The organism is Serratia proteamaculans (assembly GCF_004684015.1).
In the GTDB taxonomy this organism is placed as follows: Bacteria; Pseudomonadota; Gammaproteobacteria; order Enterobacterales; family Enterobacteriaceae; genus Serratia; species Serratia proteamaculans_F.
This window is the reverse complement of record NZ_SRIA01000018.1, coordinates 374240-391785: the sequence shown is the minus strand read 5'-3', so window position 1 is coordinate 391785 and position 17546 is coordinate 374240. Positions and strand designations below refer to the sequence as shown.

General features: G+C 59.2%; 18 protein-coding genes. 6 read left to right on the top strand and 12 right to left on the bottom strand.

Annotated elements, in window-relative coordinates; translation table 11 throughout:
* Positions 1–17: 17 nt before the first annotated feature.
* Entirely contained in the window at positions 18–635 is a 618-nt protein-coding gene (locus tag E5C26_RS15670) for a glutathione S-transferase (protein WP_135317133.1), read from the bottom strand.
* Positions 636–733: 98 nt separating this feature from the next.
* Between E5C26_RS15670 and E5C26_RS15665 the strand changes: the two genes are divergently transcribed.
* The 6 genes from E5C26_RS15665 to E5C26_RS15640 all read left to right on the top strand — a co-directional run bounded on the left by E5C26_RS15665 (position 734) and on the right by E5C26_RS15640 (position 6624).
* Positions 734–1639: a LysR family transcriptional regulator gene (locus E5C26_RS15665; RefSeq protein ID WP_135317132.1), complete on the top strand. Its 906-nt coding sequence runs from the start codon at positions 734–736 to the stop codon at positions 1637–1639.
* A 155-nt stretch (positions 1640–1794) separates the two neighbouring features.
* Positions 1795–2589 carry an alpha/beta hydrolase gene (locus E5C26_RS15660; protein ID WP_135317131.1) on the top strand — a complete coding sequence of 265 codons (795 nt, stop codon included), beginning with the start codon at positions 1795–1797 and terminating at the stop codon, positions 2587–2589.
* Between the two features lie 3 nt (positions 2590–2592).
* Positions 2593–2964, top strand: coding sequence for a RidA family protein (locus E5C26_RS15655; RefSeq protein WP_135317130.1), 372 nt, complete (start codon positions 2593–2595; stop codon positions 2962–2964).
* Positions 2965–3022: 58 nt separating this feature from the next.
* Positions 3023–4210, top strand: coding sequence for an amino acid aminotransferase (locus E5C26_RS15650; protein WP_135317129.1), 1188 nt, complete (start codon positions 3023–3025; stop codon positions 4208–4210).
* Between the two features lie 16 nt (positions 4211–4226).
* Positions 4227–5627 carry an amino acid permease gene (locus E5C26_RS15645; protein ID WP_135317128.1) on the top strand — a complete coding sequence of 467 codons (1401 nt, stop codon included), beginning with the start codon at positions 4227–4229 and terminating at the stop codon, positions 5625–5627.
* Between the two features lie 94 nt (positions 5628–5721).
* The gene (locus E5C26_RS15640; RefSeq protein ID WP_135317127.1) at positions 5722–6624 is read left to right on the top strand and encodes a DMT family transporter; all 903 of its coding nucleotides are present in this window, start codon (positions 5722–5724) and stop codon (positions 6622–6624) included.
* A gap of 73 nt (positions 6625–6697) precedes the next feature.
* On the opposite strand, the gene pdxR is transcribed toward E5C26_RS15640, so the two are convergent.
* From pdxR to paaD, 11 genes are all read right to left on the bottom strand, one after another.
* Positions 6698–8206 carry a MocR-like pyridoxine biosynthesis transcription factor PdxR gene (pdxR, locus tag E5C26_RS15635; RefSeq protein WP_135317126.1) on the bottom strand — a complete coding sequence of 503 codons (1509 nt, stop codon included), beginning with the start codon at positions 8204–8206 and terminating at the stop codon, positions 6698–6700.
* Positions 8207–8286: 80 nt separating this feature from the next.
* Positions 8287–8883, bottom strand: coding sequence for a phenylacetic acid degradation protein PaaY (gene paaY / locus E5C26_RS15630; RefSeq protein ID WP_135317125.1), 597 nt, complete (start codon positions 8881–8883; stop codon positions 8287–8289).
* A gap of 12 nt (positions 8884–8895) precedes the next feature.
* Entirely contained in the window at positions 8896–9834 is a 939-nt protein-coding gene (gene paaX / locus E5C26_RS15625; RefSeq protein WP_135317124.1) for a phenylacetic acid degradation operon negative regulatory protein PaaX, read from the bottom strand.
* 78 nt (positions 9835–9912) lie between these two features.
* Positions 9913–11220 carry a phenylacetate--CoA ligase PaaK gene (gene paaK, locus E5C26_RS15620; RefSeq protein WP_135317141.1) on the bottom strand — a complete coding sequence of 436 codons (1308 nt, stop codon included), beginning with the start codon at positions 11218–11220 and terminating at the stop codon, positions 9913–9915.
* Between the two features lie 17 nt (positions 11221–11237).
* Positions 11238–12443: a 3-oxoadipyl-CoA thiolase gene (gene pcaF, locus E5C26_RS15615; RefSeq protein ID WP_135317123.1), complete on the bottom strand. Its 1206-nt coding sequence runs from the start codon at positions 12441–12443 to the stop codon at positions 11238–11240.
* On the bottom strand, positions 12440–12880 hold the full coding sequence (paaI, locus tag E5C26_RS15610; protein ID WP_135317122.1) for a hydroxyphenylacetyl-CoA thioesterase PaaI: 441 nt from the start codon (positions 12878–12880) through the stop codon (positions 12440–12442). The genes pcaF and paaI overlap by 4 nt, the downstream gene beginning before the upstream one ends.
* Positions 12877–14397: a 3-hydroxyacyl-CoA dehydrogenase gene (locus E5C26_RS15605; RefSeq protein ID WP_135317121.1), complete on the bottom strand. Its 1521-nt coding sequence runs from the start codon at positions 14395–14397 to the stop codon at positions 12877–12879. Before E5C26_RS15605 ends, paaI begins: the two co-directional genes overlap by 4 nt.
* A 2-nt stretch (positions 14398–14399) precedes the next feature.
* Complete coding sequence (gene paaG, locus E5C26_RS15600) at positions 14400–15191, bottom strand: 2-(1,2-epoxy-1,2-dihydrophenyl)acetyl-CoA isomerase PaaG (RefSeq protein ID WP_135317120.1); 792 nt, start codon at positions 15189–15191, stop codon at positions 14400–14402.
* Between the two features lie 3 nt (positions 15192–15194).
* Positions 15195–15968 carry a 2,3-dehydroadipyl-CoA hydratase PaaF gene (paaF, locus tag E5C26_RS15595; protein WP_135317119.1) on the bottom strand — a complete coding sequence of 258 codons (774 nt, stop codon included), beginning with the start codon at positions 15966–15968 and terminating at the stop codon, positions 15195–15197.
* A 9-nt stretch (positions 15969–15977) separates the two neighbouring features.
* Positions 15978–17036 carry a 1,2-phenylacetyl-CoA epoxidase subunit PaaE gene (gene paaE / locus E5C26_RS15590; RefSeq protein ID WP_135317118.1) on the bottom strand — a complete coding sequence of 353 codons (1059 nt, stop codon included), beginning with the start codon at positions 17034–17036 and terminating at the stop codon, positions 15978–15980.
* An 8-nt stretch (positions 17037–17044) separates the two neighbouring features.
* Entirely contained in the window at positions 17045–17542 is a 498-nt protein-coding gene (gene paaD, locus E5C26_RS15585; protein WP_135317117.1) for a 1,2-phenylacetyl-CoA epoxidase subunit PaaD, read from the bottom strand.
* Positions 17543–17546 lie beyond the last annotated feature (4 nt).

Below are 17546 nucleotides of genomic sequence, written 5' to 3'. Positions count from 1 at the left end.
GGGAGCAGTCAACGCATTTACCTCTCGGTAGGGTACGGCAGTGACGGCATGGCGAAGAAGCCGGGCAGTGTGGTTATACGCGCCACCCAACGTTGAATCGCCGGATAGGGTGCCAGCGAAATCCCCCCTTCCGGTGCTACCGCCACATAGCTGTAGCAGGCCAAATCGCTGATGGTGGCTTGATCTGTCGCCAAAAACTGCCGATCGGACAGATGTTGCTCCATGTGCGGCAGAAAACGGGCGCTGATGGCCTGCGCGACCTGATAATCCTCTGGCACCCCAAACTGGGCGATCAAACGGCTGGATGCGGGGCCGTAGCGCACTTCTCCTGCCGCTTTGGACAACCATTCCTGCACCTGCGCCGCCGCCACGGGATCTTCGGGCAACCAGTGGCTACCCGGCGCATAGCGCTTGGCCAGATACACCAAAATGGCGTTGCTGTCGGCCAACGCCAGTTCACCGTCCACCAGTACCGGGATCTGGCCGAAAGGGTTCAGGTGACGGAAGTTTTCGCTCTGGCGGACATCGGCAGAGGCTTCGATAAATTCATACGGCAGCTCGAGCATCCGCAACAGCAGCTCCACGCGGTGGACGTGGCCGGAAAGTGGGGTACCGTACAGTTTTAGCTTTTGCATGATCACACTCCTGAAGGATTTTAATCAGCATACTCTTGCGGTTCGTGAGCGAAATCCGGCAATCTGGAAATTGATAATTTCACTTTATGGAACAGTCTATGGATCGGTTGGACGAACTGGCGATTTTTGTAGCGGTGATCCAGCACGGCAGCCTGGCCGCCGCCGGTCGCAAACTGCGACGTTCCGCCCCGGCGGTGACCCGGGCTATTGCCTCGCTGGAGCAGCGATTTGGTGCCCGGCTGGTCGAGCGTACTACCCGGCGGCTGGCACCGACCGAGGCCGGGCTGCGGCTGGCGGAGCGTGCGCATTTACTGCTGCATGAATACCAGGCGGCGGTACTGGATACGGCGGATACCCAGCTCAGTGGCCTGTTGCGCATTACCTCGCCGGTGCTGTTCGGGCGCAAACATGTGGCACCGGTGGTGATGGCGTTTCTCGATCTCTATCCGCAGATGCAAATTGAAATGGTGCTCAACGATCGCAACCTGGATTTGATTGACGAAGGGTTGGATGTGGCGGTACGCATCGGCCATTTGCAGGACTCTTCCCGCGTGGCGCGTCGGTTGGGGCAGGTATCGCGGGTGACGGTCGCCAGCCCGGCTTATCTGGCACAGCGTGGCGAACCACAGGAACCGGCGCAACTGGTCGATCATGACACCATCGTTGGCACTCAGCGGGCGTCTTTGCGCGAATGGCGTTTTGGCCCGCAGGAAAACGGTGAGCGGGTAAGGCTGACGCCGCGCTTGCTGCTCAATGACGTTGAAACCCAGTTGCTGGCGGCGCGAGCAGGCAAGGGCATCGCCCGGTTGCTGTCGTATCAGGTGGCAGATGACCTGGCGGCGGGGACGCTGGTGCGTCTGCTGCCGATGTTTGAACCCTTGCCAATGCCGGTGCAACTGGTGGCGCAACATAGCCAACGCATGCCGCTAAAAGTGCGTACCTTCTGGGATTATGCCTGGCAGGAATTAAGTCAATTAGCGCAAATTCAGCCGCCGTTAAAATAGCGATTAAGGCTCAATAAGTTTCACTGGTTAAACTTATTGAGCCGCAAAAAAGATTTATATTACCCTGCACGCATTGCTGTTGTTCCCTTCTTGACAATATTATTCCCGGTGCTAATAGTTAACGCATATCTTAAATAATAAACGAAGTTTAATATATGAAACTTTTGGCGGGTAGTTACGATAACGGTTCGACGGTGGATAATGAGGATGAAATTCTGACCTCATTCCAAACTCGCAGTCAGGCGGTTTATCAGCAAGTCCGCAGCGAACGTAATATTGCCTATGGCGATTCGCCCAGAGAAGTTTTCGACTGGTTATATTCTGACAAGCCGCATCAGGGGACATTAATATTTATTCACGGAGGCTATTGGCAATTTTGTTCCCGGGATGATTTTGCCTTTATTGCCACAGTGCCATTGTCGCTGGGTTTTGACGTGGTGCTGCTGGAATATACGCTGGCCCCCCAAGCCACGTTGGCCGATATTTGTCGGCAAATCGGCGTGGCGCTGGACAGCATTCAACAACGCCTGGTGCCAAATAAACTTGCACCGGTTTACCTGTGCGGCCATTCCGCCGGTGGGCATCTGGCCAGTTTCTGGCAGCACCATGCAGTGGTTGACGCGGTATTACCAATCAGCGGTATTTTCGAGCTGGAGCCCCTGTTAACCACCTACGTTAACCGGCAATTGCAGTTGACCCAGCAGCAAATTGCGCGGTTAAGTCCGGCGCGCAATATACCTGAACGCATTAAACCGATGACGCTATTTTACGGCGCTGCCGAACTGCCGGAGCTGATTGGCCAGTCGCAGCATTATTATGCCGCGCTACAAGAAAAACAGCTGCCCGTCCGCCTGGTTGCGGTCGACGGTGCCAACCATTACAACGTGCTGGACTCACTGTTCGCCAGGGATGGGGCGTTGATCCGCCAGATAACCACTACGGGGAAATAAACCATGCGTACCATTATCGATACCGGCTTGCCGGAGATTGGCCAACCCTTTTCCTGGGCGACCAAAGGCGGTGGCATGCTGTTCACTGCCCATGGCCCGGTCAGGCCCGACGGCAGCATTGAAACCGGCGAGCCGGCAAAACAGATTACCCTGACTTTTGATAATCTGGCCCAGACGTTAAAGGCGGCAGATAGCCACAGCGATAATGTTCTGCAGGTTATTGTTTATCTGACCGATGTCAATGACGTTAAATTACTCGATGAGATATATAAGCAATATTTCAATTACCCTTACCCCAATCGTTCAACGGTAATTGTTGACAAGCTGGTGGTGCCGGGAATGAAAATAGAAATAACCGTCACTGCTACTGCCTGAAATATATAACTACAATCCCCACCTGCAAATTCATTAAATAATGAATTAAGGAATCGCTATGTTTAATCACATTGGCCGTTCGGCGGCCGATCCTATTATGTCGTTGATGGAAGCTTATTTACGGGATGAAAATACGCAGAAAGTTAATCTGGGTATTGGTCTTTATTACGATCAGCAAGGACGGATCCCGCTGATGCAAGCGGTTGAGGCCGCCGAACGGCAATTGCTTGAGCAGCGTCACCCGCATGGATATCCGCCGATCGAAGGTACGGCGCTGTTTGCCCAGCAGGTGCAGAGCTTGCTGTTCGGCGAGGCAGCCTCTTCATCCATCACCACGGTACAAACCGTCGGCGGTTCCGGCGCTCTGAAGCTGGCGGCGGATTTTATCCATCACTACCTGTCTCGCCATGACATCTGGGTGTCAGATCCTACCTGGGCCAACCATTGGGCGATCTTCGAGGGGGCCGGGCTGAAGGTTCATACCTACCCGTATTTTGATGAGGTCAACGGTGGTCTGCGTTTTGACGCCATGCTCGATACGCTGAGCAGCCTGCCGGAAGGCAGCGTGGTGCTGTTGCACCCTTGCTGCCATAACCCGACCGGTACCGATCTCAGCCCGGCGCAGTGGCGTGCCACGCTGGAGGTAATACAGCGCCGCCGGCTGTTGCCGCTGTTCGATATCGCCTATCAGGGCTTTGGCGACGGTCTGGATGAGGACTGTTTCGTGCTACGTGAGGCGTTGAAAACCGACCTGGAATTTTTGGTCGCCAATTCATTTTCGAAAAACGTCGCGCTGTATGGCCAGCGGCTGGGTGGGCTTTCGGTCCGCTGCGCCAGCCCGGAGAGTGCGACTAACGTCAAGGGCGCGTTGAAAACCTTGATCCGCCGCAGCTATTCCTGCCCGCCGACTCACGGCAGCCAAATTGTGGAAACCCTGTTGGCGGATGCCGGTTTGCGCCAGCAGTGGGAAAGCGAACTGGCCGGCATGCGCCAACGTATCAAACAGATGCGCCAAACGCTGGCTAACGGGCTGGAGCAGGGCGGTTCGCCGTTGGACTACCGGCGCATTCGCGACCAAAAAGGCATGTTCAGCTACACCGGGTTGAACCCGCAGCAGCTCGAGCGGCTACGACAAGATTACGCCATCTATCTGGTGGCGCCCGGCCGCATGTGTCTGCCCGGCCTGAATCAAAATAATGTCGACTACGTTACTGCCGCCATCCTGGATGTCACCCGTACTGCGTGAACAAGGTAGGACTGCCATGAAACAGATGAAAGGTTTTGAAGAAATTGCGCGGCGGCAGGGTGGGTTGAAGAAACAGCTCACCGCCGGGCAGATGACCATGCTGGCGATAGGTGGGGCGATCGGCACCGGGCTGTTTCTCGGCAGTGCCTATGCCATTCAGATGGCCGGCCCCAGCGTCCTGTTGAGCTATTTTATCGGCGGCGTGGTGGCGTTACTGTTGATGGGATGCCTGGCGGAAATGACCTCTGAACACCCGACGCCGGGCTCTTTTGGTGACTATGCCGAGTTTTATATCAGTCCGCTGTTCGGTTTTCTGGTGCGTTATTCTTACTGGTCCTGCGTGGTATTGGCGGTGGGCACCGAGGTCACCGCCATCGGCATGTATATGCAGTTTTGGTTCCCGACCACGCCGATCTGGCCCTGGGTGCTGCTGTTTTCTGCTGCGGTGATCGTCATCAATGTGATTGGCGTCAAGTCCTTCGGCCAGGTGGAGTATGCGCTGTCGACCATCAAGGTGGTGGCCATCGCGGCCTTTATCGCCATTGGCATCGGTATTTTGGTGTTTTCCGCTAACCCGGCCTACGGTATTCACAATTTTACTGCCAATGGCGGGTTCTTCCCGTTTGGCGTCAAGGGCATGTGGTTCGCAGTGATCGTGTCCATTTTCAGCTATCTGAGTATTGAGATGATCGCGGTGGCCGCCGGAGAAGCCAAAAACCCGGTGATTGCGGTGAAGACGGCCTTCAAGGGCACCATCTTGCGGTTGTTTATTTTCTATATGCTGTCGATTGCGCTGATGCTGGCGATCGTTCCCTGGCGGCAGTCCGGTACCGGTGAAAGCCCGTTCCTGATGGCGATGAACGTGATCCATTTGCCCGCCGCCGCCGGTATCTTCAATTTTATCGTGCTGGTGGCCGCGCTGTCGGCAATGAACAGCCAGTTGTATATCACCACCCGTATGATGTTCTCGCTGTCGCGTGCCGGGCAGGCCCCGGCTGCGCTGGGCCGGGTCAGCAAACGCGGCATTCCGGTGAACGCGCTGGCGATGTCGTGCATAGGCATTGTGGTGTCGATTGTGCTCAGTCTGGTTTATCCGGAGAAATCCTTTGCCGCCATGATGTCGATCTCGGTGTACGGCGCTTGCTTTACCTGGCTGATGATTTTCGTCACTCACCTGTTTTTCCGCCGTCAGCATCGTCAGACCCACCTGAAATTCCGCATGTGGGGCTTCCCCTATACCACGCTGGCCGGTGCCGGTTTGATGACCGCACTGTTGATCTCGACGGCGTTTACCGAGTTTTTCAAGATGACGCTGTGGTTCGGCATCCCGTTCACTCTGCTGCTGGTGGCGATCTACTTCTTCTATAGCCGCCACCAGCCGCTGCCCGCCGCGATGGAAACGCCGGAGTTAGAGTAAAGTGGTTTGCTGATAATGTCGTTATCTGGTTCTGGCAATAAACCACTTTAACCGGAGAATAAGGGATCTTTCGCCGGTATAGAGTGATGTTGCCATGAGCAGTGAGACAGAAAAATTACAGGTTGTCGGCCGAAGTGAGAATTCGGCCCAGGGGTGGGTTAGCGGCTTTCTGGGGATGTTGATTTTTAGCGGCTCTTTGCCCGCCACGCGTCTGGCGGTGCAAGAATTTGATCCCCTTTTCCTGACCGCGATGCGGGCGGTGCTGGCAGCCATATTGGCGCTTGGCGCGTTAGGGCTAATGCGTCAACGTTGGCCGCAGCGGCAGGATTTTGTGCCGCTGGTGATGGTGGCGATCGGGGTCGTGATCGGTTTCCCGTTGCTGACGGCATTGGCCTTGCAGCACACCACCTCGGCACATGCGTTGGTGTATATCGGGCTATTGCCACTGGCTACCGCCTGTTTTGGCGTACTGCGCGGGGGAGAACGCCCGAAAATCGCTTTCTGGCTGTTTTCGGTGTTGGGCAGCCTGCTGGTGGGCGCCTTTGCGCTAAGTCAGGGGGCGGGCGCTTCCTGGGTGGGGGACCTGCTGATGGTGGCGGCGGTACTGCTTTGCGGCCTGGGTTACGCGGAAGGCGCTATGCTGACGCGTAAGCTTGGTGGCTGGCAGGTGATCTCCTGGGCGCTGGTGGTGGCTTTGCCGCTGTCGGCCGGGGTTGGCGTTTGGGCCGCGCCAGTGAGTTGGCCACAGGTCAGCGTCGGGGCCTGGCTCTCTCTGGGTTATATTTCGCTGTTCAGCATGTGGATTGGTTTTATCTTCTGGTATCGCGGTTTGGCGCTGGGCGGCATTGCCGCCGTGGGCCAGTTACAACTGCTGCAGCCGTTCTTTGGTCTGGCGCTGGCCGCGTGGGTGCTGCATGAAACCATCCAGCCTTCGATGATTGCGGTTATGGCCGGAGTGTTGGTTTGTGTGTACGGCGCGAAGCGGTTTTCGCGCTGAATCTTGCTTAAGTGAGCGCCCCCTTCCTTTGGGAGAGGGGCTTAACCCTCTGTGTTGCATATTTCCCCTCACCCTAACCCTCTCCCAATGGAGAGGGGATTGCTGCATCGGATAACGTCAGCAGCACCTGATTCAGCCGTTGGGCGGCTTGATGGATTTGCAGATCATCATAGCCGCCCAGTCCGAGTATCAAGCCACTTTTCCCGCTGCCAGCGGCATACATTGGCGAAAGTGCGCCAACCGCCACCCCGGCCTCGGCGGCGCAGTGAACCACTTGTCGGTCGTCCAGCCCCGCCTTCAACCACAACACCAGATGCATGCCCTGATCGCTGGGGTGCAGCGTTGCCAGTTCAGCAGAAACGTGGGCATTGATGGCTTCGGTTAATACCCGCCTTTTTTCCGCATACACGCCGCGCATACGGCGGATATGACGATCCAGATGTCCCTGCGCCATAAAGCTGGCCAGCACGTGCTGATCGGCGCTGGGCGGGTGGCGATCCATCAGCACGCGTGCGCCGCAAAAGGCATTCACCAATGGCTTGGGCACAATGGCGTAGCCCAGTCGTAATGAAGGGAAAAGGATCTTGCTGAAGGTGCCAAGGTAGACCACTCTGGCCGGATCCAACCCCTGCAATGACGGAAACGGATGGCCTGAATAGCGCATTTCGCTGTCGTAATCATCCTCGACAATCCAGGCCCGGCTCTCTTTGGCCCAGGCCAGCAACTCGAGCCGGCGTGACATGCTCATCGGCATGCACAAAGGGTATTGGTGAGAAGGGGTGACAAAAGCCGCTTTGGCCTGTGGGGCGATTTTACGGCCCGCCGCTACGTCTATCCCTTCGGTATCTACCGGCACTCTGGCCATCTGTCGGTCTCTGAAGACGCTGTTAAAAATGGCGGTAATGCCGTGATAGGCCGGATCCTCCACCCAGGCGGTATCACCGGCGTCCAGCAGAATTTGCGTCGCCAGATACAGCCCTTGTTGAGTGCCGGAGGTGATAATCACCTGTTCCGGCGTACAGAGCACCGAACGGGATTTGCGGACATATTCACAGACCGCCTTGCGTAGCGGCAGTGCGCCCAGCGGTTCGCCATAGCCTGCCGGAGCACCTGGCCCGCGGGCGCGGATGCGATTGCCCAGGCGGCGCCAGACGTCATCCGGCGCGGTATCATTGATGGGCACCGAGACAGTGAAAGGCACCGGTGGCAGGGGCCGTAACTGGCTGGCAAATTGCGCCAATGCCTGCGCCTGACTGGAAAGGGGGATGTCACAAATATCAGCGCTATTGGCTGGTACAGGCGGCTGGCGGTGAAGTGACAGGGCGACGCGGGTGCCCGAACCGGGCTGCGCTTCCAGAAAACCCTCCGCCGTCAGTTGTTCGAAGGCTGCCAGCACCGTGCCTCTGGCCAACTGCAACGCGCCTGCCAGCACGCGGGTTGAAGGTAGCAGGTCGCCGGGTTTGAGTTCACCTTTGTTGATGGCTGCCCGCAATGCTCTGGCAAGCTGCAAGCTAAGCTGCCCCGCCTGGCGGTCAAGCTCGCCGATAGCGGGGACTTCAACCGTTTTGGCCGTTCTTGGCATCTATTCCGGTCCAGATAAAAAGAGTTAAGCAGGGTAATCACTGTAAACCACTTTTAACGAAATAGCGTATTCCGCGATGCTTAAAGCTGACTTTTTGGTATCAGGTGGTCGCCAAAACTTAAACGCTGACGGCCCGGCTCGATTTCGCTCAGGGGGGCGACTTCTTGCAGTGAAGATTTACAGCGCAGTACCAAATCATGATATTCCCGCGTACCGGCCACTTTCCACGCCAGCTCCTGTTCGGTCAGGTCGCGCAACACCCGCGCCGGGCTGCCGACCACCAGCTTGTTGGCCTCAATCACCGCGGCGGCTTTAACGAACGCCATGGCACCGACGATGGCGTTTTCACCGATCTCCGCGCCGTCCATAATTACCGCATTCATGCCGACCATGGCATTGCGGCGGATACGGCAGCCGTGCAATATCGCGCCGTGGCCGATATGACCGTCCTGTTCCACCACGGTGTCTTGCTGCGGAAAGCCGTGCATCACGCAGTTGTCCTGGATATTGGCGCCGTCACCAATCACCAGACGGCCAAAGTCGCCGCGCAGGCTGGCATTGGGGCCGATATACACCTGTTTGCCGACGATCACATCGCCAATCAATACCGCCGTTGGGTGTACGTAGCTGCTGGGGTCGACCACTGGCGTCAGGCCATCAATCTGATACACGGGCATAGCAACAACTCCTTAAAGTGAAGGATCGCGCGGCAGGCCGCCAAAGCGCCGGTAATAGCCGGCTGCCGGGGCGGGCAGGGTGCCGATAGTGGTTTCCGCCAGCGCGCTGACATATTCGGTCGCGGCGCGATCCACCCGCTGATAAATATTGATGCACAGGTTGCGGGCAATCTGCCCTTCCCATTGGGCGGGCAACAAGGCATCCGGTAACAGCGGGTCTTTAAGCACCACGCGGCGGAAGAAGTGGATCAATAATAGCTTAATCTGGAAACAGCGCTGAGGCGTCAGCAGGGCATCGTCGGTTTCGCGCAGCAACGCCATTAGCGGGCGGAAAGAGACGATAAACTCATGATAATCGGCCGCAACGTCAGCCAACGCCCAGCAGTTGGCCACCAACTGTTGCAGAGTTTGTTCGGAGCGATTGTAGGGATAGTCGGCACGAAAATAGATCACCTGCTCGCTGGCGTTAAGCTCGCCGAGCAGGGCGGTGACGTCGGTTTGTGCATGGGTGGGGGCCGCCATCAGGTTATTGGCTATCTGGCCAAAACCCAGCCAGCCGAGCTCTTTTTTCAGCCGGGCACGCTCGCTTTTCTCCGCGCTTTCCAGTAACAGCAGATCCCATTTCCCGTCCCAGGCCGGTGGCTCGCTGAGGTAGATTTTAGACTCGGCGTGGCGGAACTGGCGCATACCCTGATCGGTCACCCGATAGAAGCTGCGGCGGCCGATTTTTTCCACCTCCAGCCAGCCCTCTTTTTGCAGGCGAAATACCGAGGTGCGCACAAAGCGGTCGCCGAAACCCAGCGCCTCCAGCAGTGCGCTCAGGCTGCCGAGCCACACCTCTCCACCGCGATGACTCAGCGCATCGCCGTACAGGGAAATAATCAGTGAAGTGCCGCTGATCGGCTGGGCGTCTATAGCATGGCGGATAAACTCATCCAGTTTATGTTCCATATTTTCCCATGGGTTAGCTGACGATGAGACACAACATTACCACAAATTCTTGAGGCGTCATCCGTGACGCCAAGGGAATCAACGGGGGCGCAGGTCGACCACCCGCTGGGCCTTGCCTTCTGAACGCGGGATATCGCCGCAGTTGGCAATGCTGACGTCGGTGCTGACGCCAATAATCGATTTGATATGGTGACGCAGCTGGTGGCAAATCTCACAGCGCTGCTGGTGGCTGAGGCTGAGCGCCGCCTCTTTCAATTCAACGCGTACCGCCAACGTATCCAGGTGCCCACTGCGGCTGACCTGCAGCTGATAATGCGGCGACAGCTGTTCGAACTGCATAATTTGTTCTTCCACCTGCGACGGGAACACATTGACGCCACGGATGATCAGCATGTCGTCGGAGCGACCGGTGATTTTTCCCATCCGGCGCATCTGGCGTGCGTCGCCCGGCAGCAGGCGGGTGAGATCGCGGGTGCGGTAGCGGATCACCGGCAGCGCCTCTTTGGTCAGGGTGGTAAACACCAGCTCGCCATGCTGGCCGTCCGGCAGGGCAATACCGGTTTCCGGGCAGATGATCTCCGGCAGGAAGTGATCTTCCCAGATAGTCGGGCCACCGCCGCTTTCGGCGCACTCCATCGCCACCCCCGGCCCCATCACTTCGGACAGGCCGTAAATATCCAGCGCCTTGATGCCCATGCGGCTTTCAATTTCATGCCGCAGCGCTTCGGTCCAGGGCTCTGCGCCAAACACCCCGAGACGTAATGAGCAGCCACGGGCATCGCCGCCCATTTTGCGTTCCAGTTCGTCGATCAGTGTTAAGCAGTAGGACGGCGTCACCATGATCACGTCGGGTTTGAAATCTAGGATCAGCTGTGCCTGTCTTTCGGTTTGGCCGCCGGACATCGGGATCACCGTGGCTCCCAGCCGCTCCGCGCCGTAGTGAGCGCCGAGTCCGCCGGTGAACAGGCCATAACCATAGGCCACGTGTACCTTGTCTTTGGCCGTGGCACCGGCGGCCCGCAGGCTGCGGGCGACGATATCGGCCCAGTTATCGATATCCCGCTGGGTATAGCCGACCACGGTAGGTCGGCCGGTGGTGCCCGACGAGGCGTGAATACGCACCACCTGTTCCATGGGTACCGCGAAGGTATCGAACGGGTAGTTGTCGCGTAAGTCCTGTTTGGTGGTGTAGGGGAAACGCGCCAGATCGCTCAACTGTTTGAGGTCATTGGGATGCACGCCCGCCTGATCGAACTTGCGTTTATACATCGGCACATTGTTATAAGCGTGGTGCAGCGTCCATTTCAGGCGCTCCAGCTGCAGCGCTTCAATTTCATCACGCGAGGCGAACTCAATGGCGTCGAGTGGCGGTGGATTGGTAGTCATCATTATTAGCCTCGGGGTCAAACTCGCTCAATGATCATGGCGATGCCTTGGCCGACGCCGATGCACATGGTGCAAAGCGCATAGCGGCCGGAACGCCGTTCCAGTTCAAACAAGGCGGCCAGCGCCAGACGTGCACCGCTCATTCCCAGCGGGTGGCCAAGGGCAATAGCGCCGCCGTTGGGATTCACCTGGGGAGCGTCGTCCGGCAGGCCAAGCTGGCGCAGTACCGCCAACGCCTGGGCGGCGAATGCCTCATTCAGTTCGATCACGTCCATTTGCGCCAGGCTTAGCCCGGCCAATTCCAGTACCTTGCGGGTGGCCGGCAGCGGGCCGATGCCCATCAAGCTCGGTTCGACGCCGCAGGTGGCGGTAGCGACGATGCGCGCCCTCGGCGTTAAGCCCTGGCGGGCGGCCATCGCCTCCGAGGCGATAATCAACGCCGCTGCGCCGTCGTTTAGGCCGGAAGCGTTACCGGCGGTCACGCTGCCGGGTTGGCGGAACGGGGTTTTCAGCGCCTGCAATTGCTCCAGCCGGGTGTCTGCACGCGGGTGTTCGTCCTGGCTGAACAGCGTCACCGTGCCTTTTTTACCGCTGAGGCTGACCGGCACTATCTCCTGAGCCAGTAAGCCAAGTTCTTGCGCCTGTGCGGCGCGTTGCTGGCTGCGCAGCGCGAAGGCGTCCTGATCGGCGCGGCTGATATTGAATTTTTCCGCCACGTTTTCGGCGGTTTCCGGCATCGAGTCGGTGCCGAACTGCGCCTGCATCAGCGGATTGATAAAGCGCCAGCCCAGGGTGGTGTCATACAGCTGCGCCTGGCGGCTGAAAGCGCTGTCGGCTTTGCCCATCACCAGCGGGGCGCGGGTCATGGATTCTGCGCCGCCGGCCAGCACCAGCCCGGCGTCACCAGCCTTGATGCTGCGTGCCGCCATCGCCAGCGCGTCCAGCCCCGAACCGCACAGACGGTTGACGGTGGTGCCGGAAACGTTCACCGGCAGGCCTGCCAGCAAGGCCGCCATACGGGCCAGATTGCGGTTGTCTTCCCCGGCCTGATTGGCGCAGCCGAGGATCACGTCATCGACCAATGACCAGTCCACCTGGGGGTGGCGAGCCAACAGGGCACGCAGCGGTAGCGCGGCCAAATCATCGGCACGCACGTTGGCCAATGCGCCGCCGTAGCGGCCAATCGGCGTGCGCACGCCATCGCAGATAAACGCCTGATTCATGGATGCTCTCCTAAAATGGCATGGCCGAGGCGATGCGCCCGCCCGCGGAACCAGGCGACGGTCTTGCCCAGCTGGTTGACGATCTCCACGTCATACAGCCCGGTGGTTTTGCCCTGATGGCGTACCTCGGCGCTGGCGGTCAGGCGATCGCCGGCCAGCGCCGGGCGAATAAACTCGATATTGCAGCCGGACGCCACCGCCGCCAGCCCCTGGCTGTTGCAGGCATAGGCGAAGGCGGTGTCCGCCAGGCTGAACAGTTGGCCGCCGTGGCAGGTCTGGTGGCCGTTGAGCATCTGTGGGCCGACGGTCATGCTGACCTGGGCGAATCCGGCATCAACTGCATCCACCCGCATCCCCATCGCCTGAGCACAGGTATCCTGTTGAAACATCTGTTCGGCGCAGCGTTGCGCCAGTGCCTGTGGCGTATTGGCGTTCATGGTCGGGCTCCTGAAGAGAGGGATGCGTAATGACGCAGCAGCGGCATCGGGCGGTAACGTGGCTCACCGTAGTGGCTTTGCAGGTTTTCCAGCGTGGTCAGGATTTGCCACCAACCCAGGGCTGCTCCCCATTCCAGCGGACCGCGTGGGTAGTTGACGCCGCAGCGCATGGCGTGGTCGGTATCCCCGGCACTGGCGACGCCCTTGTTGACCACGTCCAGCGCCTCATTGGCCAACATGGCGAGAGTGCGCATCACCAGCAGGCCGGGATAGTCCGGCAAAACGATCACCTTCTTGCCGAGAGATTGCAGCAAACGCACGATGGTAGCGTTGTGCCGGGCCTCGTTTTGCGCTGCGCAGCTGATAGCGACGGTGGTGGCCTGCGAGTAGTCGGCAGACAGATCAAACAGCACCACAGGGGTTGCGGTTTCTTCGGCCACCTGGCTGGCTGTTTTACCGCTCGTTAACATAAGTGTAACTTCATCGATCCGGGCGTAGGCGCTGGTCTGGCCAGATTGTTTGATCGACTGCGCATTTCCGCTCAGTAATTCGCTCAGTAGCGCGATGCCAACGGCATCGCCATGCAGTGCGATGCTGTGCGGCAATTCCGCCGTGGACTCCGGCTGAACGGCGGCAACCGGCAGTGGATGATCGCCATAGCGATAAAAACCGCGGCCACTTTTGCGGCCCAAGCGCCCGGCTGCCACCAGTTCCTGTTGTACCAGTGATGGGGTAAAACGAGGGTCCTGGAAAAAAGCCTGAAATACCGATTCGGTCACGGCGTAGTTGATGTCCTGACCAATCATGTCGGTCAGTTGCAGCGGCCCCATGGCGAAGCCACCCGCGTCACGCATCACCGCGTCCAGCGTGGCGGCGTCAGCGACCTGTTCTTCCAGCGCGCGCAGGGTCTCGGCATAAAATGGCCGTGCCACGCGGTTAACGATAAAGCCCGGCGTGGAGCGGCACAGCACGCTTTGCTTGCCCCATTGCCGGGTTAGCCTTTGCAGCGTGGCGACGGTTTCGGCACTGGTGTCCAGCCCGCTGACGATCTCCACCAGTTTCATCAAGGGGGCCGGGTTGAAGAAGTGCAGCCCGGCCAGACGCTGTGGATGTTGCAGCGCACCGGCGATGGCGGTAATCGACAGTGACGAGGTATTGCTGGCAAATAGCGTGGCGGGCGAGCACAGGGCTTCCAGCTCACGAAACAGGCTTTGTTTGATTGCCAGTTTTTCCGCCACCGCCTCGATCACCAGGCCGCTGTCGGCCAGCGAATTAAGCGACTCTGCCGGTTGAATGCGCGCCAGCAGGGCTTCGGTGGTGGTGGCATCGGCCTTGCCGGCCACAACACGCTGACGCAGCCGTTGGGCGAGTGTGCCGAGTGCCTGCCGGGCAGCATTGGCGGCAATATCAAACAGCTGCACCTGATGCCCGGCGGCGGCGGCCACCTGAGCGATACCGATGCCCATGGTACCGGCACCAATCACCGCCACCCTGAGGTTTAAGTTCGGCTGGTTCATGGTTATTTCCCGCTGAAATTTGGCGCGCGTTTGGCGAAGAAGGCGCTGACGCCCTCGCGGTAGTCGTCGCTGCGACCGCCCAGACGCTGCAGATCGCGCTCCAGATCCAGCTGTTGGTCAAGGGTGTTGTTGGCCGAGCTGTACAGGGCCTTTTTAATCAGCCCCAGCCCATAGGTCGGTTGGGTAGCCAGATGTTGCGCCAGCGTTTGGCTGGTGGTGGCCAGTTCATCCGCAGCTACCACCTGCCAGATCATGCCCCAGGCCAGCGCCTGCTGGGCACTGACTTTGTCCCCCAGCATCGCCATCCCCATGGCGCGGGCGTGGCCTGCCAGGCGCGGCAGGAACCAACTGCCGCCAGAGTCCGGCACCAGTCCCAGACGGCAGAACGACTGGATAAAATTGGCGTTGTCGGCGGCGATGACGATATCGCAGGCCAGTGCCAGAGCGGCTCCGGCCCCCGCCGCCACACCGTTGACGGCGCATACCACCGGTTTTGGCAAGGCGGTCAGGCGGCGGATCAGCGGGTTGTAGAAACGTTCTACCGACTGGCCGAGATCCGGTGCCTGCTGCTCAACGCTGACGTTGCGATCGTTCAGATCCTGCCCGGCGCAAAAACCACGTCCGGCACCGGTGATCAGCAGACAGCGCACGGTTTCGTCACGCTCGGCGAGGGTCAGCGCTTCGGCAAGCTGGCGGTGCATCTCGTCGTTAAAACTGTTGAGCCGGTCTGGCCGATTAAGGGTCAGGGTCAGCACCCCGGCTTCCAGATGGGTGAGAATCAATGCGTTATCCATAAATCAGCGCCCCTGATAGTTTGGCGTACGTTTTTCGAAGAAGGCGGCGATGCCTTCACGGCGATCGTCGGTGGCGGCCAGGGTGACAAACTGCTGGCGCTCGATGGCCAGCCCCTGGCTCAGGCCGGTTTCTTCAGCCTGTTTCAATGCCTGTTTGGCGGCGCGTAATGCCAGCGGTGCCTGCCGGCTGATGCGTTCGGCAACCTGTTGCGTGCGTTCCAGCGTCAGCGCATCGACACAGACTTCGCTGACCAGGCCACTTTGCAGTGCGCAACTGGCGTTGATGGCTTCACCGGTCAGCACCATCTGGTTGGCGCGGGACTTGCCGACGCAGCGGATCAAACGCTGGGTGCCCCCGGCCCCTGGCATCAGGCCAAGGGTAATTTCCGGCAGGCCAAAGCGGGCGCTTTCGCCGCAGATAACGATGTCGCAGGCCAGTGCCAGTTCACAACCGGCCCCCAGCGCATAGCCGTTGACCGCCGCCAGCAGCGGTTTGCTGAATTGGGCCAGCCGCTGCCACAACAGAGGACGGCGATCCGTTAACGTGGCGGGCAAGTCTTGTTTTTGCAGCTCGTGCAGGTCGGCACCGGCGGCAAAAAAACGTGCTGCGCCGGTAATCACCACGGCGCCAACGCCGGTATCGGTATCGGCCTGTTCCAGTAAATAAACCAACTGCTCCAGGCTCGGGGTATTCAGGGCGTTGCGCGCCTCTGGGCGGTGCAGTGTCAGTGTCACCACTCGCTGGTGTTGCTGTCGCAGGACAAAAGGGGTTTCCATTGGCGGCTCCTATACGTCAAAGTCCAGTACCACACCGTCGCCACGCGGCCACGACTGGCAACTCAATACGTAACCCGCCGCCAGTTGATCCGGCTCCAGGCTGTAGTTGACCGCCATATCCACCTGACCGGCTTTTAACCGGCACTTGCAGGTAGCGCACACCCCGCCTTTGCAGGCGTAGGGCAGGTCAGCCCCCTGACGCAGGGCCGCATCCAGAATGCTGTCATCCTGAGCGCCCACCTCGATATTCAACCGACGGCCATCGAGCAAAATCTCGACCCGGGTGGCGTTGCGGTTGGCGTCATTGACCGGCCGGGCAACCATACCGCTAGTGTTAAAACGTTCGCTGTGAATGTGCCCGGCAGGCACGCCCGCCTGTTCAAGTACGCTCTGGGCGTCATCCATCATGCTTTCAGGCCCGCAGATAAAGGCGTGGTCATAGTCGCGGTAATTGAGTAATGCGCCGCCGATTGCCAGCAGGTGCTCACGGTCGATGCGGCCGCTGAGCAGTGGGCTATCAAGATTTTCCTGGCTGAACAGGTACAGTGGCTGAAAGCGCTGGGGATAGCGGTTCTTCAGATCGGACAGCGCTTCTTTGAACATCACCGAGCGGCTGCTGCGGTTGCCGTAAATCAGCGTGAAACTGCTGTTTGGCTCGAGTTGCAGCGTGGCCTTGATGATCGACAGCATCGGCGTAATGCCGGAACCGGCCGCAATCGCCAGATAGTTACCGCTGTTCTCCGCCTGCGGCTGATAGCCGAATCGTCCTTGCGGCACCATCACCTCCAGTGCATCGCCGACTTTCAGCATCCGGTTAACGAACGAAGAGAAACGGCCCTGATGAATGGCTTTAACGCCGATCTGCAGCAACCCTTCCTGCGGCGAGCTGCAAATGGAGTAGCAGCGGCGCAGCTCTTCACCGTCGACCAGTGCCTTCAACGTCAGGTGCTGGCCGGGCGTGTAGCAATAGTGACTTTTCAGTTCTTCGGGCACCCGCAGAGTGATGGCTACGGCGTCCGGCGTTTCGCGCTCGATGGCGGCGACGTTCAGGCGATGGAAGACCGTCATGGCTTTTCCTAAATGCATTTGAAGTAGTCGAAGGGTTCACGGCAATCGCAACAGCGGTACAGCGCCTTACAGGCGGTGGAGCCGAATTCGCTGATTTTCTCGCTGTGGGTGCTGCCGCAACGCGGGCAGGGCACCGGGCCGTGCGCCTGGGGTTTGTCGCAGGTATGGCCCTGTGGCGGTGCCACGCCATATTCCCGCAGCCGCTCACGGGCTGCCGCATTCATCCAGTCGGTGGTCCAGGCCGGACTGAGGCGGATATCCACTTTTACCGGGCTGAAGCCTGCCGCGGCCAACTGCTGTTCGATCGCTTCGAGCAGGAACTCGGTGGCGGGGCAGCCGGAGTAGGTCGGCGTGAAGGTAATACGCCAGCCATTACCGTCGGCGGCTACATCGCGCACCATGCCCAGATCGGTAATCGACAGCACCGGCAGTTCCGGATCGCTGATCTGTTGCAGACAGTGCCAGATTTGCGGGATTTCGGCGGCTTGCAGCCGGGTAATGTTCATGACG